21 protein-coding genes and 1 riboswitch are annotated in these 22,364 nt (G+C 69.8%); of the genes, 5 read left to right on the forward strand and 16 right to left on the reverse strand.

Annotation, left to right across the window (positions count from 1 at the left end):
- Positions 1–156 precede the first annotated feature (156 nt).
- A complete protein-coding gene (locus tag ACZ562_RS18710) occupies positions 157–1,299 on the reverse strand; it encodes a glycosyltransferase family 4 protein (RefSeq protein ID WP_471180007.1) in 1,143 nt (380 codons plus the stop codon).
- A gap of 122 nt (positions 1,300–1,421) precedes the next feature.
- Here ACZ562_RS18710 and ACZ562_RS18715 point away from each other — a divergent pair, with 122 nt between their 5' ends.
- Both ACZ562_RS18715 and ACZ562_RS18720 read left to right on the forward strand, forming a co-directional pair.
- Positions 1,422–2,657, forward strand: a complete 1,236-nt coding sequence (locus tag ACZ562_RS18715; protein ID WP_471180009.1) for a glycosyltransferase 87 family protein — start codon at positions 1,422–1,424, stop codon at positions 2,655–2,657.
- A gap of 241 nt (positions 2,658–2,898) precedes the next feature.
- Positions 2,899–3,174 carry a hypothetical protein gene (locus tag ACZ562_RS18720; RefSeq protein ID WP_471180011.1) on the forward strand — a complete coding sequence of 92 codons (276 nt, stop codon included), beginning with the start codon at positions 2,899–2,901 and terminating at the stop codon, positions 3,172–3,174.
- Here the strand turns inward: ACZ562_RS18720 and ACZ562_RS18725 are convergent.
- The 5 genes from ACZ562_RS18725 to ACZ562_RS18745 form a co-directional block, all read right to left on the reverse strand.
- Positions 3,131–4,324: a hypothetical protein gene (locus ACZ562_RS18725; protein ID WP_471180014.1), complete on the reverse strand. Its 1,194-nt coding sequence runs from the start codon at positions 4,322–4,324 to the stop codon at positions 3,131–3,133. The genes ACZ562_RS18720 and ACZ562_RS18725 overlap by 44 nt on opposite strands.
- A 31-nt stretch (positions 4,325–4,355) precedes the next feature.
- Positions 4,356–5,369 carry a C40 family peptidase gene (locus tag ACZ562_RS18730; protein WP_471180016.1) on the reverse strand — a complete coding sequence of 338 codons (1,014 nt, stop codon included), beginning with the start codon at positions 5,367–5,369 and terminating at the stop codon, positions 4,356–4,358.
- A 272-nt stretch (positions 5,370–5,641) separates the two neighbouring features.
- Positions 5,642–6,676, reverse strand: a complete 1,035-nt coding sequence (locus ACZ562_RS18735; protein ID WP_471180019.1) for a C40 family peptidase — start codon at positions 6,674–6,676, stop codon at positions 5,642–5,644.
- A 304-nt stretch (positions 6,677–6,980) separates the two neighbouring features.
- The gene (locus ACZ562_RS18740) at positions 6,981–8,330 is read right to left on the reverse strand and encodes an NYN domain-containing protein (RefSeq protein ID WP_471180021.1); all 1,350 of its coding nucleotides are present in this window, start codon (positions 8,328–8,330) and stop codon (positions 6,981–6,983) included.
- A 35-nt stretch (positions 8,331–8,365) separates the two neighbouring features.
- A complete protein-coding gene (locus ACZ562_RS18745) occupies positions 8,366–8,605 on the reverse strand; it encodes a hypothetical protein (protein ID WP_055541554.1) in 240 nt (79 codons plus the stop codon).
- 181 nt (positions 8,606–8,786) lie between these two features.
- On the opposite strand from ACZ562_RS18745, the gene ACZ562_RS18750 reads away from it, so the two are divergent.
- Entirely contained in the window at positions 8,787–9,539 is a 753-nt protein-coding gene (locus tag ACZ562_RS18750) for a rhomboid family intramembrane serine protease (RefSeq protein WP_471180023.1), read from the forward strand.
- Positions 9,536–9,817, forward strand: coding sequence for an Lrp/AsnC family transcriptional regulator (locus ACZ562_RS18755; protein WP_471180026.1), 282 nt, complete (start codon positions 9,536–9,538; stop codon positions 9,815–9,817). The genes ACZ562_RS18750 and ACZ562_RS18755 overlap by 4 nt, the downstream gene beginning before the upstream one ends.
- 34 nt (positions 9,818–9,851) lie before the next feature.
- On the opposite strand, the gene ACZ562_RS18760 is transcribed toward ACZ562_RS18755, so the two are convergent.
- The 6 genes from ACZ562_RS18760 to ctaE all read right to left on the reverse strand — a co-directional run bounded on the left by ACZ562_RS18760 (position 9,852) and on the right by ctaE (position 16,962).
- Positions 9,852–11,213 carry an aminotransferase class V-fold PLP-dependent enzyme gene (locus tag ACZ562_RS18760; RefSeq protein WP_471180028.1) on the reverse strand — a complete coding sequence of 454 codons (1,362 nt, stop codon included), beginning with the start codon at positions 11,211–11,213 and terminating at the stop codon, positions 9,852–9,854.
- A 167-nt stretch (positions 11,214–11,380) separates the two neighbouring features.
- A riboswitch (SAM riboswitch) is annotated at positions 11,381–11,497 on the reverse strand.
- 84 nt (positions 11,498–11,581) lie between these two features.
- Positions 11,582–12,646: an anthranilate phosphoribosyltransferase gene (gene trpD, locus ACZ562_RS18765; RefSeq protein ID WP_471180031.1), complete on the reverse strand. Its 1,065-nt coding sequence runs from the start codon at positions 12,644–12,646 to the stop codon at positions 11,582–11,584.
- A gap of 140 nt (positions 12,647–12,786) precedes the next feature.
- Entirely contained in the window at positions 12,787–14,421 is a 1,635-nt protein-coding gene (gene qcrB, locus ACZ562_RS18770) for a cytochrome bc1 complex cytochrome b subunit (protein ID WP_471180033.1), read from the reverse strand.
- On the reverse strand, positions 14,418–15,473 hold the full coding sequence (qcrA, locus tag ACZ562_RS18775) for a cytochrome bc1 complex Rieske iron-sulfur subunit (protein WP_471180036.1): 1,056 nt from the start codon (positions 15,471–15,473) through the stop codon (positions 14,418–14,420). Before qcrA ends, qcrB begins: the two co-directional genes overlap by 4 nt.
- Positions 15,470–16,279 (reverse strand): cytochrome bc1 complex diheme cytochrome c subunit, encoded by an 810-nt coding sequence (gene qcrC / locus ACZ562_RS18780; protein WP_471180038.1) that lies wholly within the window; start codon positions 16,277–16,279, stop codon positions 15,470–15,472. The genes qcrA and qcrC overlap by 4 nt, the downstream gene beginning before the upstream one ends.
- 62 nt (positions 16,280–16,341) lie before the next feature.
- Positions 16,342–16,962 (reverse strand): aa3-type cytochrome oxidase subunit III, encoded by a 621-nt coding sequence (ctaE, locus tag ACZ562_RS18785; RefSeq protein ID WP_471180040.1) that lies wholly within the window; start codon positions 16,960–16,962, stop codon positions 16,342–16,344.
- 178 nt (positions 16,963–17,140) lie between these two features.
- On the opposite strand from ctaE, the gene ACZ562_RS18790 reads away from it, so the two are divergent.
- Positions 17,141–17,542: a response regulator gene (locus ACZ562_RS18790; protein WP_471180043.1), complete on the forward strand. Its 402-nt coding sequence runs from the start codon at positions 17,141–17,143 to the stop codon at positions 17,540–17,542.
- Positions 17,543–17,572: 30 nt separating this feature from the next.
- Here ACZ562_RS18790 and ACZ562_RS18795 read toward each other — a convergent pair whose 3' ends face one another.
- The 4 genes from ACZ562_RS18795 to ctaC all read right to left on the reverse strand — a co-directional run bounded on the left by ACZ562_RS18795 (position 17,573) and on the right by ctaC (position 22,080).
- Positions 17,573–18,850, reverse strand: a complete 1,278-nt coding sequence (locus ACZ562_RS18795) for a L,D-transpeptidase (protein WP_471180046.1) — start codon at positions 18,848–18,850, stop codon at positions 17,573–17,575.
- Positions 18,851–18,980: 130 nt separating this feature from the next.
- Complete coding sequence (locus ACZ562_RS18800; RefSeq protein ID WP_471180048.1) at positions 18,981–19,379, reverse strand: cytochrome c oxidase subunit 4; 399 nt, start codon at positions 19,377–19,379, stop codon at positions 18,981–18,983.
- On the reverse strand, positions 19,376–21,118 hold the full coding sequence (gene ctaD / locus ACZ562_RS18805) for an aa3-type cytochrome oxidase subunit I (protein ID WP_471180051.1): 1,743 nt from the start codon (positions 21,116–21,118) through the stop codon (positions 19,376–19,378). Before ctaD ends, ACZ562_RS18800 begins: the two co-directional genes overlap by 4 nt.
- Complete coding sequence (ctaC, locus tag ACZ562_RS18810) at positions 21,115–22,080, reverse strand: aa3-type cytochrome oxidase subunit II (RefSeq protein ID WP_471180054.1); 966 nt, start codon at positions 22,078–22,080, stop codon at positions 21,115–21,117. Before ctaC ends, ctaD begins: the two co-directional genes overlap by 4 nt.
- Positions 22,081–22,364 lie beyond the last annotated feature (284 nt).

The raw sequence follows: 22,364 nt of genomic DNA on the forward strand, positions 1-22,364 counted from the left end.
TGTTCCACAGGCGGCCCATCTCCAGGACGAGGGTGCGGATGCCTGCCCGGCCGAGGCCGAGGGCGGCGACGGCACCGCCGTAGCCCGAGCCGACCACGATCGCGGGCGCGTTGTCGGCGGCGGCCGGTTCGACGGCGGAGGCGGACACTGTGAGCGCTACAGGAGTTCCTTCAGGCGTTCCGCGAGCAGGTCCCAGCGCCACTTCTCCTCGACCCAGGCCCGGCCCCGCTCCCCCATCCGCCGGCGCAGTTCGGCGTCCCCGAGGAGCGTGACGATCCGGTCGGCGGCCTCCTCGGCCGAGCCGCCCCGGACGACCCAGCCCGTCTCGCCGTCGAGCACCGCGTCGGGGGCCCCGCCCGAGTCACCGGCGAGCACGGGCAGCCCGGTCGCCGAGGCCTCCAGGTACACGATTCCCAGGCCCTCGACATCGAGCCCGCCCCGCCGGGTCCGGCACGGCATCGCGAACACGTCACCGGCGCCGTAGTGCGCGGGCAGTTCCGCCCAGGGCACCGCCCCGGTGAAGCGCACCGAGCCGGCGACACCGGTCTCCTGCGCGAGCCTGCGCAGTTCCTTCTCGTACGGCCCGCCGCCGACGATCAGCAGGACCGCATCCGGCTCGGCGGCCAGGATCCGGGGCATGGCCTGGATCAGCGTGTCCTGCCCCTTGCGCTGCACCAGCCGCGAGACGCAGACGACCACCGGCCGGTCGGTCAGCCCGAGCCGCGCCCGGATCTCGTCGCCCCCCGACCCGGGGTGGAAGGTCTTCTCGTCGACGCCGGGCGGCAGCTGCGCCATCCGGGCGGCCGCGTCGCGGGTCAGCGCGGCGGCGATCCGCGAGCGCGTGTACTCCCCGAGATAGGTGATCGTGTCCGTGGACTCGCCGATCCGGCGCAGCAGTTGACGCGCGGCGGGCAGCTGCGCCCAGCCGGCCTCGTGACCGTGGGTCGTGGCCACCAGCCGCTCGGCACCCGCCCTGCGCAGCGCAGGCGCCATCAGTCCGAGCGGCGCCGCCGCCCCGAACCACACCGACGTGCACCCGTGCTCGCGCAGCAGCCCGACGGCCCGCCGGGTGGCCCCGGGCGTCGGCAGCAGCATCGTCGTACGGTCGCGTACGACGGTGAAGGGCTGCTCGGCGTCGAAGGCGGCGGTCGCCTCGGTCCCCTCCCGGCCGCGCTTCCAGGTCGAGGCGTAGACGACGAGCCGCTCGGGGTCGAGCCGCAGCGCCATGTTGTGCAGGAACGCCTGGATCCCGCCCGGCCGGGGCGGGAAGTCGTTGGTGACGACGAGGGTCTTGTGCATCGCCGCCGACCCTACCGAACCGGCTGCTCACAGCGGCCCCCGGCCATGTTTATGGCACGCTCACAGCAGGGCGCGACATCATGTTCTCCTCAGCGGGGAATGCGGGACGGGCAGGGGATCACGTGAGGACGACGGGCGCGAGGCGGTCACTGGTGTGGCTGCTGGGGACCTGGGGCGTGACCAGGCTGTTGCTGCTGGTGTTCGTCTTCAGGGTGTACGTCTTCCCAGGACCGGACGTCACCAGCGACGTCTCCGTCATCTACCAGGGCTGGTACGAGGTGCTGCGCACCGGCACCTTCCCGCTCGACGACGTGACCTGGCAGTACCCGCCCGCCGCGGCGCTCGCGATCCTCTCCCCGGGGCTGCTGCCGTTCCTGGACTACGCGCAGGCGTTCTTCGTCCTCGCCTTCGTCGCCGATCTCGCCGTCCTCGCCCTGCTGCTGTACGCGGGCCTGCGCCCCGGCAAGACGCCGCGCGGCGCCTGGGTGTGGGTGGTGGGCGTACCGCTGCTCGGCCCGACCGTCTACGCCCGTTACGACGTGATGGTCACCGCGGTGGCGGTCGCCGCGCTCCTTGCGGCCGCCCGGCATCCGCGCGTGGCGGGCGCGCTGGCGGGGTTCGGGGCGATGCTGAAGGTGTGGCCGGTGCTGCTGCTCGTGGCCGCGCGCGGGCGGGGCACCTGGGCCTCGGCGGGAGCCACCGTCGTCGCGCTGGCGGCGCTGTTCTGGGTCGCCATGCCCGGAGCCTTCGCCTTCCTGACCTTCCAGCGCGACCGGGGCACCGAGGTGGAGTCGCTGGGCTCCCTGGCCCTCCACGTGGCCCGGCACTACGGCTGGGACGGCAGGGTGTCGCTCAACTACGGCTCGGTGGAGTTCCTCGGCCCGTATGTGACGGTCGTGAGCACGGCAGCCCTGTTCCTGACCGGCATCGCCTTCGGCTGGATGCTGCTGTGGCGGCTGACGGCCACCCGCTTCCAGACGCACACGCCCGCCGACGCCGCGTTCGTGGCGGTACTGATGTTCACGACCACCAGCCGGGTGATCAGCCCGCAGTACATGGTGTGGCTGGTCGGGCTGGCCGCCGTCTGCATGTGCTTCCGCGGGAGCCGGATGGGGCTGCCCGCCGTCCTGGTCCTGGCGGCGAGCCTCGTGACGGTGCTGGAATTCCCCATCTGGTTCGCGGACGTCGTGCAGAGCACCCCGCGCGGCATCGCCCTGCTGTTCGTGCGCAACGGCCTGCTCGTGCTCGCCACGGTCCTCGGGGCCCGCGCACTGTGGCGCTCGACCGTGCCCCGGCGGGAGCCGGCCCCCGTGCCGGCTCAGGCGGCCCGCACCGACGAGACCTCCGTCTCCTCCTGATCCCGGCCGGCCCGCCGGAACAGCATCGGCACCATCGCGCACTGCACCGCCATGACCCGCGGGCGCCGGGCACAGGCCCGGCAGCCCGAGGCCGGTGAGGTGACGCCGGCAAGCTCGACCAGCACACCGGGCCGGGCGCGAGCGCGGCCCCGCGCCGGATCCTCTCCCCGACCGAGCACCGGCCGCGAGGACCGGCGGAACGGCTGCGACACCCCATGCAGACGGGGATCACGGATACCAGGTGCGCTTCAACACCGTCCCGGCCTTCCTGCGCCGGCTGCCGGACCGGCACAGGCAGACGGCGGTGCTGCGCCGCCGTCTGACCTGCGGACGCCCGCGGGCCTTCCACAAGGACGGAGAGCCCGTGCAGGCGGGGTGGGCGGAGGACCTGTTCCGGCAGGGCTCGCTGCGGGTCGCCGGGGCGGCCGGAGAGGCCGAGCCCGCCTGGCTGACGGAGGCCGTGGAGTTGCCGGTCAGCCCATCCGGGCCCGCAGATAGTCCCGCCACCGAGCGGTGAACTCCTCCGGCGTCGTGCCGAGCACCTGCTTCATCGCGTCCTCGACCGCCCCGGCCCGCTTCTCGTGCGCGCCCACGGCCCGGTAGAACTCGACGAGGCGCACCTCGCCCCACTGTTCCGCGATGAGCCGGCAGGCCATCCAGCCGCCCTCGTAGGCCTGTGCCAGCTTGTTCGCGTCCCCCGTGAAGCCGAAGTCCTTGTCGGTCGGCAGCGCGGCCGGCACCTGTCCGTCGGTCACGGCCCGCCACAGCTCGGGCGCGGCCTGGGCCGGTGTGCGCCCGGTGCCGCGGTATCCGACCCAGTCGGCGAACCCCTCCGACAGCCACAGCGGGGTGGCGGCGCTCGTGTCGGCGCGGGTGGCGACATGGGTGGCCTCGTGGGTGAGCACGACCTGCTTGCCGACGTCGCCGAGGACGCCGTACGCGTCGGGGTTGACGATGATCCGGTCCGCGGGCGCCTGCGCCGGGGCGCCCGTCTCGCCGGTGGTGACGGCCGCGATCCCACGGTACGAGGAGGCGGGCGAACCCAGCAGCCCCGCCATCCCCTCCAGAGAGTTCGGTACGAGCACCACCACGTGGCGGCTCCAGTGCGCAGGCCACGCCCGGGCCACGGCCGGCACCGCACGGTCCGCCAGATCCGCGTACCGGTGCAGGGCCTCGCCGGAGTGCCCGACTCCCAGCACGAGGCTGTGCTCACCCCGTACGACGGTCACCTCGCCCTGGTCCCAGAGCTGTTGGGCGGTCTTCTCGGCGGGCCGCTCGGCGTCGACGTACCAGCGCCCGTCCCCGTCCCGGCTCAGGTCGAGGGTGCGGCCGACGGCGACGGGGGCCTGGTCGTACCCCTGGACGCGGTAGTTCAGTTCGGCGTCGGCAGTGGCCGTGGAGCCGGTGCGGTGCAGGGCGGTGACGCGGTAGGACCAGGACGCGAGCGGCACGGCGCTGAGATTCGCGAACCAGCTCAGCGCGCCCGTCCTGAGGAAGGCCGCCCGGTCGCGGTCGAGGACCGCGGTCGCCCGCCGGTCCAGGACCCGCTGTACGTCAGCCTTCGCGCTGTCGGCCGCGGGCCGCCCCCCGCAGGCCACCAGGGAGACGAACAGCAGACAGAGCGTCGCCACGACTCCGGATCTCGACGCCCGCCTTCGACCAGCCACTTCCAGATCGTACGGCGGCCGGGGCGCCAGGTCAGACCCTCGTGACCGACGCGACCGGCATCATGCCGACCGGGTCGTAGCGCACGGGCGCCCCGGGATAGGGCGCGTGGATCACCTGGCCGTTGCCCATGTACATCGCGACATGGCTGGCGTCCGACCGGTAGGTGACCAGGTCACCGGGCCGGGCCTGGGCGAGCGGGACCTGCCGGCCGGCGTACCGCTGGGCCTGCGAGGTGCGCGGCAGGGAGACGCCGGCCTGGGCGTAGGACCACTGCATCAGGCCCGAACAGTCGAAGCCGGAGGGCCCGGTCGCACCCCACACGTAGGGCTTGCCGAGCGCGGAGCGGGCGGCGGCGACGGCGGCGGCCGCGCGGGCGGAGGACGGGGCGCCGCCGCCGGGGTCGGGCAGGTCCACGCGGCCGGACCGGGAGACCCGGTCGAAGGCGGCGCGCTCCGCGGACGGCAGGGAATTGAGCAGCGCGCGGGCCTTGGCGAGCTTCTTCTCCACGGTGCGCTTGTGGGAGGAGACGGCCTCGCGGCTCTTCTCCAGCTCGGCGAGCTTGCCGGCCGCCTCCGCGCGCTCCTGGGTGAGTTGGCGCATGGCTTCCTGGAGGTCCTTGAGCTCGCCGGCCTGGTGGGCGGTGATCCGGTCGAGCGCGGCGGCCTTGTCGAGGTAGTCGCCCGGATCGTCGGAGAACAGCAGCGCGAGGGTGGGGTCGAGGCCGCCGGATCGGTACTGGGCGCCGGCGAGCGAACCGAGCGCCGCCCGCATGGAGTTGACGCGCTCCTGCTGCCGGGCGATGTGGTCCTGCGCGTCGCTCACCTGCCTGCGCAGTGAATCGGCGCGCTCGCCGGCCTCGTTGTACGCCTCGGTTGCCCGCTCGGCCTGCTCGTAGAGGCGGTCCACCTCGGCACGGGTGTCGTCGTGCGGCGCGGCCGCCGCCGGCACGGCACCGAGAGCCACGGCTGCGGCGGACAGAGCGCACAGGGCGGCGCCGGCGCCCCGGTCGAACCCGGACGGTACAACGCGGCGATGGAACCCCACGGGAAGCCGCACTCCTTCCGCTGGCGGACACGGACTGCTCCCTCGCGCCGCCGGGCAGGCGGGAATGCGACGCCAGGACCCGGGTCCCGGTGTTGAGGGAAGCGCGGCAGACAGTAGCCCCGTGAACGGGCGGTGACCAACGACCCCGGCGGGTACGTCAACGCGGCGCCCCGCCTCTGACGCAGGTCATCGGCGGGGCGTGGGGTCAGCGCGGGTTGCGGCAATTCGCCCGTTCGGGCGGTACGCGCCGGTGAGCGAAGAAGGATGCGGGGTCAGATCCGGACGCCGAACTGGAACGGCATGTTGTCGATCGACTCGTAGCGGACGACCGTGCCGGTGCGCGGAGCGTGCAGGACCTGGCCGTTGCCCGCGTAGAAGCCGACGTGGTGCTGGTCGCCGTAGAAGATGACGAGGTCGCCGACCTTCAGGTCGCTCTGGGAGTAGATGCGCGTACCGGCGTTGGCCTGCTCCTGCGAAGTGCGCGGGATGGTGACGCCGGCCTGCGCGTAGGCCCACGACGTGAGGCCGGAGCAGTCGAAGGAGGACGGGCCGGAGGCGCCGTAGACGTAGGGCGAGCCGATCTTGCTCTGGGCGGCCTGGAAGGCGGCCATGGCACGGCCGGAGGCCGAACCGTCGTCGCCGAGGTCGACCCGCTCGCTCGCGGAACGGCTGGCGCGGGCTTCCTCGGCGGCGAGCGCCGCCTTCTCGGCGGCCGTCAGGCTGTTGAGCAGCTTCTGCGCCTCGGCGAGCTTGCCCTGGACTTCCTTCTTCTTCCTGCCCAGCTCGGCGCGGGTGGAGGCGAGGTCCTTGAGTTTCGCGGAGGCCTCGGAGCGCTGCTGGGCGAGCTCGCGCTGCTTGTCCTGGATCTTCTTCAGGGCCTCGACCTGCTGGCTGCTCAACTGGTCGAGGGTGGAGGCCTTGTCGAGGTAGTCGTCCGGGTCGGCGGAGAGGAAGAGCTGGAGGGATGAGTCGATGGAGCCGGTGCGGTACTGCGCGGCGGCCGCCAGGCCTATGCCGTCGCGCAGCTCGTTGAGCTCTTCCTGGCCGCGGGCGACGTTGTCCTGGATGGTGGAGATCTCCTTCTGGAGCTTCTCCTGCTTCTCCTTGGCCCCGTTGAACTTCTCGGTGGCCTGCTCCGCCTCTTCGTAGAGCTTGTCGACCTTGGCCTTGACCTCGTCCTTGCTCGGCTTCTCGCTCGGCGCGGCGCTGGCGGCGTTGGCGCTGAGGGCCACGGCAGCGGCGGCGGCGGTGGTGAGCACGGTCACGCGGGTGCGGCTCGGCTGCTTGGGTCGACGGTGGGACGCCACGAAGGCGAGCTCCTTCTTCCTCCAGCCGCCTACCGACACGCCGGCGGGCGGGGCCCCTCCACCGTCACTCCCAATGAGCGATCACCCGAGCGGAGGTTCGAGGCCAGACCCTAGTGACCATCCTGTGATCAGGTCAAAACCTCGCGTGAAAAATGTTTGTGACGCACTGCATTCTTTGCAATCAACTCACGTGCAGTGATGTGCGGCTGACACTACGTTGCGTGAAGGTTTCGCCAATTCGGGCATTCAGTCTGTACGTTGCGCTTGGGACGTACGGGACTCAAGGGATCAACGGCACAGTTGGCTAGGCGCGCGAAAAACGCTTGAGAAGCACCGCCGAGGCGACCGGGCGCGCCCCGGCGCGGGCGACGCCGTCGGCGACCTCCCGGTCGGTCGAGGCGACGATGACCGGACGGCCGGGCGGCTCCGCGCGCACGAGCTGGCGGATCAACTCGTCAGCCGTGACGCCGGGCTTGGAGAACAGCACCCGGACCCCGCGCGGCGGCGCCAGCAGCACCGGCGCCGCCAGCTCCGCTCCGTCGAAGACACACGTCACCTCGGCCCCGGTCTGCGCGGCGAGCTGCGAGAGCTGCCCGAGCAGCCGCAGCCGCTGCTTCTCCAACGGCATCTGCGGATAACCGGTCTTGGTGACGTTGTAGCCGTCGACGACCAGATGCGCCTGCGGAAGGGCGAGCAACTGGTCCAGGATCGCCGGGTCATTCTCGGACAAAGCGCGCGCCGCGATGTCCTTCGGTGTCATTCGTCCCGGTTCGACCGCGTCGACGGTCTCCGCCGGCCGTACGGACACGGGAGGCAAGGCCAGCTCCCGCCGCAGCCCCTGGGCCGCGTCGAGCACGGTGTCGAGCAGCAGCCGTACCCGCATGTCCTCGACGCTGCGACCCTCGCGCGCCGCCTTGCGAGTGGCCTCCAGGGCGGCCTCCGCCTCGCCGAGCCGCGCCTTCAGCCGCCGCGTCTCGCTCTCGGCGGCGGACACCTGGGCCTGCCCTTCGGCGCGTGCGGCCTCGATCTCGCCCTGGACCTTGCGCAGGGCGGCCTCACCGCGCTTGACGTCACTGAGGGCCGCCCGCAGCTTGCGGTGGAGCGAGTCGGCCTCCTTCTTCGCCGTCTCCAGCTCGGCGCGCAGCCGCTCGGTGTCGACCCTCGTCTGCTCACGGGCCTCGGCGAGTTCCTCGCGCAGCCGCTCCAGTTCGGCCCGGCTCTCCTCGTCGGCCCGTTCGGCGTCCGCCCGCTGGGCCTCCTCACCCGCCGCGGTCACGAGCTTCACCCAGCCCGTGGGCCGCAGTACGTAGGCCGCGGCCGCCACATCGAGCGGATCCGCGGCCGGCGGCGGGGAACCGGAGTCGAGCACACCGGCCAGCTCCGGCTGTGCCTCTCTGAACTTCTCCCCGATGCGCTGCCGGAACAGCGGATCGGTCTCCAGGGCGGCCGCCATCGCGTTGCCCGCGAACTTGGCCCGGCGGTTCGGCGCGAAGCGGGCGTACTGCCGCAGCTGTGCGGGCAGTTCGCCGACGGTCAGCCCGCCGAAACCGTCCGAGACGATCTGTACGACCCGGCGGCGCACGCCGTCGGGCAGCGGACGGTCGAGCACCTCAGCGGCGCCGTCGCCCGGCCCCCCGCCTGCGGTCTCCACCATCCGTCACCCCAATGCCTGTGCGGGGCCCGCTCCCGTCAGGAGCCGGCGCCCGGCCTGTCCACGAGTTCCACCTGGTCCACCGCGTTGCACCAGCGGCAGCGCACCGACTCGATGGTCTCACTGACCACCTCGCGCTCTTCGACCTTCGGCTCACCGGCCAGGTCGAGGTGGACGTACTCGACGACCTTCGACGAGCGCGTCACGTCGAAGCGGGTGAGGTTGCCGCAGAGCGTGCAGCGCCACCGCGTGGTAGCGGTCGGCAGGGGAACCGTCATCGTGACTGTGCTCTTTCCTTCTAGGCCTTCTATTGTCCGCGACGCGCCGGGCACCCCGGTGCGTGTGGCTCGTAACCCTACGGCCTGGCGGGGACTCGCCGCCCGCCCGTCCACGGCGGCGAGGCGGTCTGAGCGGTTCGGTCCGCTTACGTCACGCTCCGGTACGTCATGCTCTGTGTTCATGATCAGCAACTGGAACGCACCCCTTTGCGAGGCTCGCAGGGTGCTGGGGATGGTCCGGCGGCCGGCCGCGCCGGTGACGTACGGACTGATCGCCGCGTGCTGCCTGATCTTCGTAGCCGGTCCGGCGGCGGGCCTGAATCCGGCCTACGGCTCCGGTGACGAGCTGCTCGCCGCGCAGCGGGCCCATTTCCACCGCTGGGGCGTGGTCCCGGCCGAGCTGTTCGAGGGCTCGGCCCGGGCCGCCCTCACCCCCGCGACGGCCCTGTTCGTCCACGGCAGCTGGGTGCACCTGCTCGGCAACATGCTCTTCCTCTACGTCTTCGGCGGGCTGACCGAGGAACGCATGGGCCGCGTCCAGTTCACCCTGTTCTACGTCGGCTGCGGCTATCTCGCCCTGCTGGGCTACGCGGCCGCCAACTCGGACTCGGCACAGTCCCTCGTCGGCGCCTCCGGGGCGATCTCAGCGGTCCTCGGCGCGTGTCTGTACCTGTTCCCCGGGGCACGGGTGACCAGTCTTCTGCCGTTCCTGTTCTTCCTGCCGCTGCGCTTTCCCGCGTGGGTCGTGCTGCCCTTCTGGGCGGCCCTGCAGTGGCTGGCGGCGGGGCGGGCGGCACAGGGGCCGGGGGTGGCGTATCTGGCCCACCTGGTGGGGTTCTCGGCAGGGTTCCTCTTCGCCTGGGGCCGCTTCGGCCGTACCACTAGAGTGAAGTCCGCCCCAGCTCCGGCTCCCGAGGGAGAGAATCAGCCGTGATCACCGCGATCGTCCTCATCAAGACCAGCGTGGACCGGATTCCCGAGATCGCGGAGCGGATCGCTTCGCTGGACAGCGTGAGCGAGGTCTTCTCCGTCACGGGAACGTACGACCTGATCGCCATGGTGCGGGTGAAGCAGCACGAGGATCTGGCGGAGGTCATTCCCGGACGCATCAGCAAGATCCCGGGCGTGGAGGCGACGGATACGCACGTCGCCTTTCGGACGTATTCGCAGCACGACCTCGAGGCGGCGTTCGCGATCGGGTTGGACTCCTGAGGTCTGCGCCCACGCGTCCGCGGGCGCCGGTCGATCAGACGGCCGGGACGCAGCGGCCGTCCTCCGTCCTGTACTGCCACTTCGCGCCCTCGCCGACCAGTTCCTTAACCGCGTTCACGAAGCGCTCCACGTGCTCGTCCGGCGTGCCCGCGCCGAAGCTCACACGGATCGCGTTGAGGGACTTCTCGCCGGGGGCCGCGTCGGGGGCGCCGCACTCGCCCTGGCTCTGGGCGTCGCCGCCGAGCAGGGTGCGGACCAGGGGGTGGGCGCAGAACAGGCCGTCCCTCACTCCGATGCCGTACTCGGCGGAGAGGGCGGCGGCGAAGTGCGAGCTGTTCCAGCCCTCGACGACGAAGGAGATCACGCCGACGCGGGCGGCGTCGTCGCCGAAGAGGGAGAGGATCCTGACCTCGGGGACCTCGGCGAGGCCCTCGCGGACCTCGGCGATCAGGTGCTGCTCACGGGCGACCAGGGTGTCGAAGCCCGCCTCGGTGAGGGCCTTGCAGGCGGAGGCGATGGCGTAGGCGCCGATCACGTTGGGCGAGCCGGCCTCGTGGCGGGCGGCGGTGTCGTGCCACTCGACGTCCACTCCCCCGTCCTCGCGCCGGGTGACCCTGCGGCTGGCGCCGCCGCCCGCGAGGTACGGCTCGGCCGCCCGCAGCCAGTCGGCGCGCCCGGCCAGGACGCCGGAGCCGAAGGGGGCGTACAGCTTGTGGCCGGAGAAGGCGACCCAGTCGACGTCGAGGTCCCGGACGGACACCGGGTGATGCGGGGCCAGCTGGGCGGCGTCCAGGACGATACGGGCACCGTGGGCGTGCGCGGCGGCCGCGAGTTCCCGTACGGGCCACAGCTCGCCGGTGACGTTCGAGGCGCCCGTGACGCAGACCAGGGCCGGGCCGTGGGGGTCGCGGTCGGCGAGGGCGCGCTCCAGGGTCTCGACGGCCCGGGCCGGGGTGCGCGGGGCGTCGAGGTAGGTGACCCGGGCGTCCTTCCAGGGCAGCAGCGAGGCGTGGTGCTCGGTCTCGAAGACGAAGACCTGGCAGCCCGCGGGGAGCGCGGCGGCGAGCAGGTTGAGGGAGTCGGTGGTGGACCGGGTGAAGACCAGCTGGTCGTCGGCGCGGCAGTCGAGGAACTCGGCGACCGTGGTGCGGGCGTTCTCGAAGAGGTCGGTGGACAGCTGTGAGAGATAGCCGGCGCCGCGGTGGACGCTGCCGTAGTACGGGGCGTACGCGGCCACGTCGTCCCAGACCCGCTGGAGGGCGGGCGCGCTGGCCGCGTAGTCGAGCGCGGCGTAGGTGACTTCGCCGCCCGTGACGAGCGGGACGGTGACATCCCGGCCCAGAACGGGCAGCGGGGCGCAAAGGGTCTGGGCGGCGGCAGCGGTGGCGAGGGACATGGCTGAACTCCCGTGGAAGGCAGGCGGAATCACCACGCGAGCACGCACGGCTCAAGCGTGGGAGAAGGTGAAAGGGGTGTTGCGGAGGCGGGGCTCTGCGGCCCTAGCGCATTCGCTTGCTCACGGAAGGCTCCCTCGACGACCAGGACCCCTGGTTCTTCGCGAGGGGTCCGCGCTTGCCGTAGACCTCGCTGCCTACGGCCTGGTCTTCACCCGGGGCACCCCGCCACGGACGGAGGGTTGCCGGACAGTCGGCCGGGGCCTCATGACTGTCACTCATGACCTGGTACAGCATCTTGCCACAAGATCTTCGGCGCGCAAGGCGCAGTCCGGATCCTGGACTGCGCCTCGCGTCACACCGTGGGGGGTCAGGCGTTGCTCACGGCCACCCAGCGCTCCAGTGTCCTCTTGGCCGCTCCGGAGTCGACCGACTCGGCGGCCTTCTCCATGCCGGCCCGGATCTGGTCCGCGAGCGTCCCGTCCCCCGGCTCCAGCGCCACCAGCGCCGCCGCGGAGTTGAGCAGTACCGCGTCCCGTACCGGCCCGGTCTCGCCGTTCAGCAGGCGCCGGGCGACATCCGCGTTGAACGACGCGTCGGCGCCCCGCAGCGCCTCCAGCGGCACCAGTTCGAGGCCGACGTCCCGCGGGTCGAAGGTCTCCTCGGTGACCTTGCCGTCCCGGACGATCCACACCCGGGAGGTGGACGTGGTCGTCAGCTCGTCGAGGCCGTCGTCGCCCCGGAACACCAGGGACGAGTTGCCGCGCTCGGCGAAGACGCCCGCCATGATCGGCGCCATACGGAGGTCCGCGACACCGACCGCCTGTGCCTTCACCTTGGCCGGGTTGGCCAGCGGGCCGAGGAAGTTGAACACGGTCTGGATGCCCAACTGCCTGCGCGCCGCCGCGACATGACGCAGCGCCGGATGGAACTTCACCGCGAAGCAGAAGGTGATGCCGGCCTCGTCGGCGACCTCGGCGACCCGCTTCGGCGTCAGCTCCAGGTTGACCCCGAGCCTCTCCAGCACATCGGAGGCGCCGGACGCCGAGGACGCGGCCCGGTTGCCGTGCTTGACGACCTTCGCTCCCGTGCCGGCGATGACGATCGACGACATCGTGGAGATGTTCACGGTCTTCGCGCCGTCGCCGCCCGTGCCGGCGATGTCGACGGTGGCGCCCGGCACCTCGATCACGTTCGCGTGCTGGTACAGGGCGTCCACGAGTCCGGTGATCTCCTGCACCGTCTCGCCCTTGGCGCGCAGCGCCACCGTGAACCCGGCGATCTGGGCGTCCGTCGCCTCGCCGCGCATGATCTGGTCCATCGCCCAGAACGCGGCGCCGGCGCTCTGGTCACGGCCGTACAGCAGGGCGTTCAGCACCTCGGGCCAGGAACGGCCCGCCGCGGTGTCGCCTCCAGCGGGGGTCACAGCGCTCATAAGCCGCTCCTGAATCATGTGTCCCGGACTACGGGACGCGAGTCTCAACAGGTCCACCCTATCCACCGTCGGGGCACGGTGAAGGGCCCCGTCCGAACACCGGACGGGGCCCTTCGACCGTGACGTGGCGTGCGCAGCGATCAGTGGTGGCCGTGGCCGCTCGTGATCTCCTTGTACTCCTCGACGGTGGGCTTCGGGATCTGGGACTCCTCACCGAAGTACGCCTCGCTGAGCTTGGCGCGCAGCTTCTCGGAGCCCTTCACCTTGCGCTCGACGCCGTTCTCGTCGACCGTCGGGCCGATCTCGACCGGCTTGTACTGCTCGTGGGCCGTGAGCGTGTGCAGCGCGTCCTGGCTGAGCGGCTCGTGCACCTCGATGAACTCACCGTGCGGCAGGCGCTTGATGATGCCCGACTCGCGGCCGTGCAGCACCTTGTCCTTGTCGCGGCGCTGGAGGCCGAGGCAGATGCGCTTGGTGACGAGGAACGCGATGACCGGGCCGACGAAGAACGCGATCCGGACGAACCAGGTGATGGCGTTGATGGAGAGGTGGAAGTGGGTGGCCCAGAGGTCGTTTCCACCACCGATCAGCAGCACCATGTACCAGGTGATCCACGCGACGCCGAAGGCCGTACGCGTCGGCGCGTTGCGCGGGCGGTCCAGGATGTGGTGCTCGCGCCTGTCGCCGGTGACCCAGGCCTCGATGAACGGGTAGACCGCGATCGTGACCAGGACCAGCGGGAAGATGATCAGTGGGATGAACACGCCCAGGACGAGCGTGTGGCCCCAGAAGTTGATCTCCCAGCCGGGCATCACACGGATCAGGCCCTCGGAGAAGCCCATGTACCAGTCGGGCTGGGCGCCGGTGGACACCTGGTCCGGACGGTAGGGGCCCATGGCCCAGATCGGGTTGATCTGGGCGATGGCCGCGACGGCCGCGATGACACCGAAGACCAGGAAGAAGAAGCCTCCGGCCTTGGCCATGTAGACCGGCAGCAGCGGCATGCCGACGACGTTGTTGTTGGTCTTTCCGGGCCCCGCGTACTGCGTGTGCTTGTGGTAGAAGACCAGGATCAGGTGCGCCACCACGAGGCCGAGCATGATGCCCGGCAGCAGCAGGATGTGGACCGAGTAGAAGCGGGCCACGAAGTCGCCGCCCGGGAACTCTCCGCCGAAGAGGAAGAACGCGAGGTACGTGCCGACGATCGGCACGGACAGGATCGCGCCCTCCATGAAGCGGACACCCGTGCCGGAGAGCAGGTCGTCCGGGAGCGAGTAGCCGGTGAAGCCGGTGAACATGCCCAGGACGAACAGCAGGAAGCCGAACAGCCAGTTGACCTCACGCGGCTTGCGGAACGCGCCGGTGAAGAACACGCGCATCATGTGCACGAACATGCCGGCGAGGAAGACCAGCGCCGCCCAGTGGTGGATCTGCCGGATCAGCAGACCACCGCGCACGTCGAAGGAGATGTGCATGGTCGAGTTGAACGCCTCGGACATCAGCTGCCCCTGCAGCGGGACGTAGCTGCCGTGGTACTCCACCTCGTTCATCGACGGGTGGAAGAACAGCGTCAGGTACACACCCGTGAGGATGATGATGATGAAGCTGTAGAGGCAGACCTCACCCAACATGAACGACCAGTGGTCGGGGAAGATCTTGCGCATGTTGGCCTTGGCCAGGGAGTAGATCCCGAGCCGGCCGTCCGCCCAGTCGGCGACGCGCTCGCCGGCCGGTGCTTTGCCGCGCCGGGCCTCGTTGTTCTCGTTGCTGCTCATCCGCGCTCCCAGAAGGCAGGACCGACGGGCTCTTCGAAGTCGCCGAGCGCCTCGAGGTAGCCCTCGTCGTTCACGCCGATGCGCAGCTGCGGCAGGGCGTGACCGGCGGGACCGAAGATCACCCGGGCACCGTCGGAGAGGTCGAAGGTGGACTGGTGGCAGGGGCACAGCACGTGGTGCGTCTGCTGCTCGTACAGGGAGATCGGGCAACCCACGTGGGTGCAGATCTTCGAGTACGCCACGATGCCCTCGTGCGACCACTCGAGCTCGCGCTTGTCCTTGATGTCGTCCGGCTGGATCCGGACGATCATCAGGGCCGCCTTGGCGATCTCGGTCTGGAACTCCTCGCTGTGCTCCTCCAGGCCCTCGGGCTTGGCGAAGGTGAGCGAGCCCACCGCGACGTCCGAGGGACGCAGCGGCTCGTTCGTGTTCATGTTGACGAGCAGCTTGCCCTTGGACCACAAGGTGTGGCGGAGCTTGGTGCCGGGCAGCGGGCCCAGGTCGCGCAGCAGGATGACGCCGGAGAGCGGGAACAGGGCCAGCGCGCCGAGCATCGTGTTGCGGATCAGCTTGCGGCGGCCGAGCGCGGACTCCTTGGCACCTTCCTTGAAGTCGGCCATGACCTTGGCCTTGACCTCGGGGGGCGCCTCGATCGGGTGACGCTCGTCGGCGACCTCCACGTCGGACATCAGGGTGCGGGCCCAGTGGACCGCGCCCGCGCCGATCGTGAAGAGCGCCACGCCGAGGGTCATGCCCAGCGCGAAGTTCATCGCGCTGATGTGCCCGATCGGGAAGACGTAGATCGACTCGTCGGCCGGGATCGCCACGTACGAGGCGATGAAGCCGACGGTCGCCAGCATCGACACCGTGAACAGGAGGGCGACCGTACGCTCGGACCGCTTGGCGGCCCGCTCGTCGACGTCCTGGATCCGGTGCTCGTGGGGCGGCAGGCCCGGGTCGGCGAACGGGTTCTTCTCGTCCGCGACGCTCACCGCGCCGTGCGTGTCCTGCTCAGCGGGCAGGTTCTCTTCTGGAATGTCTTGGCTACTCATGACTTCTTGGCCTTTGCGGTCCGAGCGGCGACCCAGACGGCGACCGCGATCAGCGCGCCGAGTCCGAAGACCCAACCGAACAGGCCCTCGCTGACCGGACCGAGTCCGCCCAGGTCGAGGCCGCCGGGGCTCTCGGTGTCGTCGCCGTTGACCGCGTTCAGGTACGCGATGATGTCCTTCTTGTTCTGCTCCGACAGTGTGGTGTCGGGGAAGGAAGGCATGTTCTGCGGGCCGGTCTGCATGGCCTCGTAGATGTGCTTCGGGTCGACGCCTTCGAGGCTCGGTGCGAACTTGCCGTGCGTCAGCGCGCCGCCCTCGCCTGTGAAGTTGTGGCACTCCGCGCAGTTGGTGCGGAACAGCTCGCCGCCCTTGGCGATGTCGGCACCCTCGGGGCCGTACTCCGCCTCGGTCGGAACGGACGGACCGGCACCCAGCGAGGCGATGTAAGCCGCCAGCTGGTCGATCTCGGCCTGCGAGTAGATGTTCTTCTTCTTCGGCACCTGCGCGCCGGGCTGCTGGGCCGGCATACGGCCGGTGCCGACCTGGAAGTCTACGGCCGCGGCGCCCACGCCCACCAGGCTGGGACCGTCGGTGCTGCCCTGACCGTCGGTGCCGTGGCAGGTGGCGCAGCCGACCGAGTAGAGCTTCTTGCCCTCCTCGATGGTCAGGGACTGGGCGGCTTCATCGGCCTGCGCCTTGCTCGCGGGTGCGAACGCGGCGTACAGCCCCCCGGTGCATGCCAGCGCGAGGAGTAGGACGACGAGCGCCGCCAACGGGTGGCGTCGTCGTGCGGAGAGCTTTTTCACGGATTACCCCGGTGTCAGGATCTTCTGCGTCGATGCTTCTGGATGTGCGGGAGCGGGCCCGGCTACTTGATCATGTAGATCGTGGCGAAGAGGCCGATCCAGACGACATCGACGAAGTGCCAGTAGTAGGACACGACGATCGCGGCGGTCGCCTGCTCGTGGGTGAACCTCTTGGCCGCGTACGTGCGACCGAGGACCAGCAGGAAGGCGATGAGGCCGCCCGTCACGTGCAGGCCGTGGAAGCCGGTGGTCAGGTAGAACACCGAGCCGTACGGGTCGGAGGACAGGGAGAGGCCGTCCTTCTTGACCAGCTCGGTGTACTCGAAGACCTGACCGCCGATGAAGATCGCGCCCATGACGAAGGTGACGATGAACCAGCCCCGGAGCTTCTTCACGTCACCGCGCTCGGCGGCGAAGACGCCGAGCTGGCAGGTCAGGGAGGAGAGCACCAGGATCGTGGTGTTCGTCGCCGAGAACGGGAAGTTCAGGCTCTCGGCCATTTCCTTCCAGTGCTCCGGCCCGGTCACCGATCGCAGGGTGAAGTACATCGCGAAGAGGGCCGCGAAGAACATCAGCTCGGAACTCAGCCAGATGATGGTTCCGACGCTGGTGAGGTTCGGCCGGTTGACCGACGGGTGCGCGTGCCCGGTATCTACTGTCGTTGCTGTCGCCACGACCGACATTATGTCGGTCGCTTATCCCGCCCTCACCCCGGGGGGTGCCGTTCGGCGGGTTCATACCGTGTGTAGTGCCCGGATGGCCCAGGGAAGCGGTGTTCCCACAGGTGTTGACCAGGTGCTGGAAGGAGTAGCATCCGCCGCATCGGTTCTGTCCGTACGACGCTGACGTCCCGGAGGAAGCATGCAGCCGACCGCCACGGTGCTGGTCTACAGCGACGACTCCAACACCCGCGAGCAGGTGCGGCTGGCGACCGGGCGCAGGCCCGCTCCCGACGCCCCCGTGGTGGAGTTCGTGGAGTGTGCGACCCCGGGAGCGGTGCTGCGCGAGCTGGACAAGGGGGGCATCGATGTCGCCGTCCTGGACGGCGAGGCGGTGCCTATGGGTGGCATGGGCATGTGCCGGCAGATCAAGGACGAGGTGTTCGACTGCCCCCCGGTCCTGCTGCTCATCGGGCGGCCGCAGGATGCGTGGCTGGCCACGTGGAGCCGGGCGGATGCGGCGGTGACGTTGCCGGTGGATCCGGTGGAGTTCGCGTCGGCGCTGGCCTCTTTGCTGCGGAGGAAGAGGCTGCAGAGCGCCTAGGGCCGGGCCGTTCCCCCGCTCCTTGGCCGGCTATACGGCCGTCGGGCGGAGTCTTGCGGTGTCCTCCGGGCGAGGGCCGTCCGGGGTGACGGACACCAGGGCGCTGCCGTCGCGCCACTTCGTCCACTCGAGGTTCCAGTCGCCGAATCCGTTGCCGAACGGCTCCATGGTGTTGCCGGCCGAGTTGACGACCTGGACGACGTCGCCCTCACGGACGGTGTCGAAGAACCACTGGGCGTTGCCGGTGCTCATGCCGGTGCAGCCGTGGCTGACGTTGGCGTAGCCCTGGGAGCCCACCGACCAGGGCGCCGCGTGGACGTACTCGCCGCTCCAGGTGACGCGGGTGGCGTAGTAGACCGGCAGGTCGTAGGAGTCCGAGGAGCCCTCGGCGATACCGACCGTGCTGCTGCGCATACGTACGAAGGACTCCTTGCCCAGCACGACCTTGACGCCGTTGCGGGTGTCGAAGCCGGGCTTGCCCGTGGTGACGGGGATCTGCTTGATCTCCTCGTCGTTCTTGTAGACCGTCATGGAGTGCGAGGAGGCGTCCGTGACGGCGATGACGCGGTCGCCCGTGGTGAGCCTGAGGGACTTGGCCTTGCCACCCCAGAGGCGGTCGTTGATCCGTACGCCGTCCAGGTCGCTGCGCACCTCTATGGTGGCGTGGGCGGGCCAGTACTCCCTGGGGCGGTAGTGGAGCGTCTTGTCGTCCACCCAGTGCCAGGCACCCTGCACGGCGGGCGTGGAGTCGACCCTGAGGGCTCTTTCGACTATCGCGCGCTGTTCCTTGTCCTTGACGGGCCGGTTCAGTTCGGCCGTGACGGGCTGGCCGACGCCGTACTCGCCGGCCTTCGGCCCGAACTTCACGGTCAGGCGCTTCTTGGTCGTGGGCTTGCTGGTGTCGAAGGAGAGGACCTTGCGGCCGGGCGCGCCGTCCTCGTCCTCCGTGCTCACGCGGATCGTGTAGTGGGCGTTTGCGGCGAGCGGCGAGGTGCTGTGCCAGCGGCCGCCGTCGGCGGAGAGCTCTCCCGTGACGTACCGGCCGGTCGCGTCCACGGCCGTGACGTCCGTGATGCGCCCGTCCGAGTCTTCGGCGGTGATCTCCAGGGGCTTGTCCGGGTCGGCCTTCTTCCCGTCGTCTGAGGGACCGTTGAAGGCGATCTGGTCGGCGGCGTCGTAGGGCCGGGCGGAGAGGGGGTTGCCGTCCGAGCTGCAGGCGTTGACGCCCGCGCTGAGGGCGGTCACCAGCAGCGTGCAGCCGACGACGGTACGGGGACGGGGACGGCGGAGGCGGGGTGTCTGGCTCATGGCTTCACGCTAGGAAGCCACGTCAAGGGCGGCGCGCTGGGCGACACGAACGGGGGACGCTCATTGCGGCAAAAGCAGGAGCCCGGACACTCCTGACGGAGTGTCCGGGCTCCAGAGCGCTCAGGGCCTGCTACTGGGTGCGGTTCTCACCGCGGTAGTACTCGAAGACCCAGCCCCACAGGCCGACCATGATCAGCGGTGCCGAGAAGTACAGCAGCCACCAGCCGATCGCGATCGCCAGGAAGGCGAGCGCGCCACCGACGGCCAGCGAGAGCGGCTGCCAGCTGTGCGGGCTGAAGAACCCGACCTCGCCGGCGTCGTCCGCGACGTCCGCCTCCTTGTTGTCCTGGGCGCCAGCGTCGACCCGCCGGGCGGTGAAGCCCAGGTAGAAGCCGATCATGATGCACAGGCCGAAGGCCAGGAAGAGGGCCGTGGTACCGGCCGGCTCCTTCGACCACACGCCATAGACGACAGCCATGGCGAGGACGAAGACGCTCAGCCACATGAACATCTTGCCCTGGATCTTCACTTGCCGGCCTCCTTGCCGCCGTTGCCGACCAGAGCCTTGTCACCGTGAGGCGCGTTCTCGAGCTGGTCGATGGCCGCGATCTCGGGGTGGTGCAGGTCGAACGCCGGGGATTCGCTGCGGATCCGCGGCAGGGTGAGGAAGTTGTGCCGCGGCGGCGGGCAGGAGGTCGCCCACTCGAGCGAGCGGCCGTAGCCCCACGGGTCGTCGACGCCGACCGGCTTGCCGTACTTCGCCGTCTTCCACACGTTGTAGAGGAACGGCAGGATCGACAGGCCGAGCAGGAACGAGCTGATCGTCGAGATCGTGTTCAGGGCGGTGAAGCCGTCGGCCGCGAGGTAGTCCGCGTAACGACGCGGCATGCCCTCGGCACCCAGCCAGTGCTGGACCAGGAAGGTGCCGTGGAAGCCGATGAACAGCGTCCAGAAGGTGATCTTGCCGAGGCGCTCGTCGAGCATCTTGCCGGTGAACTTCGGCCACCAGAAGTGGAAGCCGGAGAACATCGCGAAGACGACGGTGCCGAAGACGACGTAGTGGAAGTGCGCCACCACGAAGTACGAGTCCGAGATGTGGAAGTCCATCGGCGGCGAGGCCAGGATGACACCGGTCAGACCACCGAACGTGAAGGTGATCAGGAAGCCGGTGGCCCAGAGCATCGGGGTCTCGAAACTCAGGGACCCCTTCCACATCGTTCCGATCCAGTTGAAGAACTTCACGCCCGTCGGCACGGCGATGAGGAACGTCATGAAGGAGAAGAACGGCAGCAGCACACCGCCGGTGACGTACATGTGGTGCGCCCACACCGTCACGGACAGACCCGCGATCGCGATGGTCGCCGCGACCAGACCCATGTAGCCGAACATCGGCTTGCGGGAGAACACCGGGATGACTTCGGAGATGATGCCGAAGAACGGCAGGGCGATGATGTACACCTCTGGATGGCCGAAGAACCAGAAGAGGTGTTGCCAGAGCAGGGCTCCGCCGTTGGCCGAGTCGAAGATGTGGGCGCCGAACTTGCGGTCCGCCTCCAGGGCGAACAGCGCGGCGGCCAGCACCGGGAAGGCCAGCAGGACCAGGACCGCGGTCAGCAGCACGTTCCACACGAAGATCGGCATGCGGAACATGGTCATGCCCGGGGCGCGCATGCAGATGATGGTGGTGATGAAGTTGACCGCGCCGAGGATGGTGCCGAAGCCGGAGAAGGCCAGACCCATGATCCACAGGTCCGCGCCGATGCCCGGCGAGCGGACCGCGTCCGAGAGCGGGCTGTAGGCGAACCAGCCGAAGTCGGCGGCGCCCTGCGGGGTCAGGAAGCCACCCACCGCGATCGTCGAGCCGAACAGGTACAGCCAGTAGGCGAACATGTTCAGCCGGGGGAAGGCCACGTCCGGCGCGCCGATCTGCAGCGGCATGATCCAGTTCGTGAAGCCGGCGAACAGCGGCGTCGCGAACATCAGCAGCATGATCGTGCCGTGCATCGTGAACGCCTGGTTGAACTGCTCGTTCGACATCAGCTGCAGGCCCGGCCGGGCCAGCTCGGCGCGCATGAACAGCGCCATCACGCCGCCGATCATGAAGAACACGAACGACGTGACGAGATACAGCGTTCCGATCGTCTTGTGGTCAGTGGTGGTGAGCCACTTGATCACAACGTTGCCGGGCTGCTTGCGCCTGACCGGCAGCTCGTCCGTGTAGTGGGACCCTGCTGCCGCGGCACCCTGGGGTTCGTTGAGGATGCTCACAGGTTGTTCGTCTCCCGGTTCTTCTCGTGGCTCGTCTGCGCGATGCCAGCGGGAATGTAACCGGTCTGCCCCTTCTTGGCGAGGTCCTTGAGGTGCTGCTCGTAGCGCTCCGGGGAGACGACCTTCACGTTGAACAGCATCCGGGAATGGTCGACGCCGCAGAGTTCGGCGCACTTGCCCAGGAAGGTGCCCTCCTGGTTGGGGGTCACCTGGAAGGCGTTGGTGTGGCCCGGGATGACGTCCTGCTTCATCAGGAACGGCACCACCCAGAAGGAGTGGATGACGTCACGCGAGGTGAGGACGAAGCGGACCGTCTTGCCCTTGGGGAGCCAGAGGGTCGGTCCGGGGTTGCCCGTCTGCGGGTTCCGCGTGGCGGGCGTGCCGACGTCGTAGACACCACCGGCGTTCGCCGGGAAGGCGTCCTTGAACCGGTCCGGAATGGCGTCCAGGTTCTCGTCGGTCTTGGCGTCACCGGTGGACCCGTCGACGTTCTCGATGTAGTTGAAGCCCCAGCTCCACTGGAAGCCGACGACGTTGATGGTGACGTCGGGCTTCTTGTCCAGGCTGAGCAGCTTCGACTCGTCGCGGGCGGTGAAGTAGAAGAGCACCGAGACGATGATGAGCGGGACCACCGTGTACAACGCCTCGATCGGCATGTTGTACCGGGTCTGCGGGGGAACTTCGACCTTGGTGCGGCTGCGCCGGTGGAACATGGCGCTCCACAGAATCAGGCCCCACACCAGCACGCCGACGGCGAGCGCCGCCGCCCAGGACCCCTGCCACAGGGAGAGGATCCGCGGAGCCTCTTCCGTGGTCGGGGTGGGCATACCAAGGCGGGGGAAGTCTTCCCAGTTGTACGAGCAACCGGTGGCTGTAGCCAGGACCAGGCCCGCAGTCATTGCCTGCAGCAGCTTCCGCCGCATCGGGCGCCGCGGCGAGCGGTCGGAGCCGTTGGGACTCACGTAGCGCCTTCCCGAGAGTCTCGCCCGCGCGGATTGGCTGCGGCCTGCCTTCTCGCTGGTCGGTCGCCGCCCTGCGTCGGGCAGGGGTTTGATGTTTATGCGGACCAAACCCTACTGGACGCTATTTGGGGTCGCGCGGGAGGGGTACTCAACGCGCCGTGGGTAGTTTCCGACCGGAGGTCGGGGCGCCTACCAGCTCCGGAGGCCCTGTTGTGCGGCGGCCGGGGGTTCGTCGGGGCTGATCGCGTCCACGCGGCGGAGCCGCAGATCAGGACGGGCCCGCG

This window comes from Streptomyces sp. NPDC040410 (assembly GCF_055595715.1).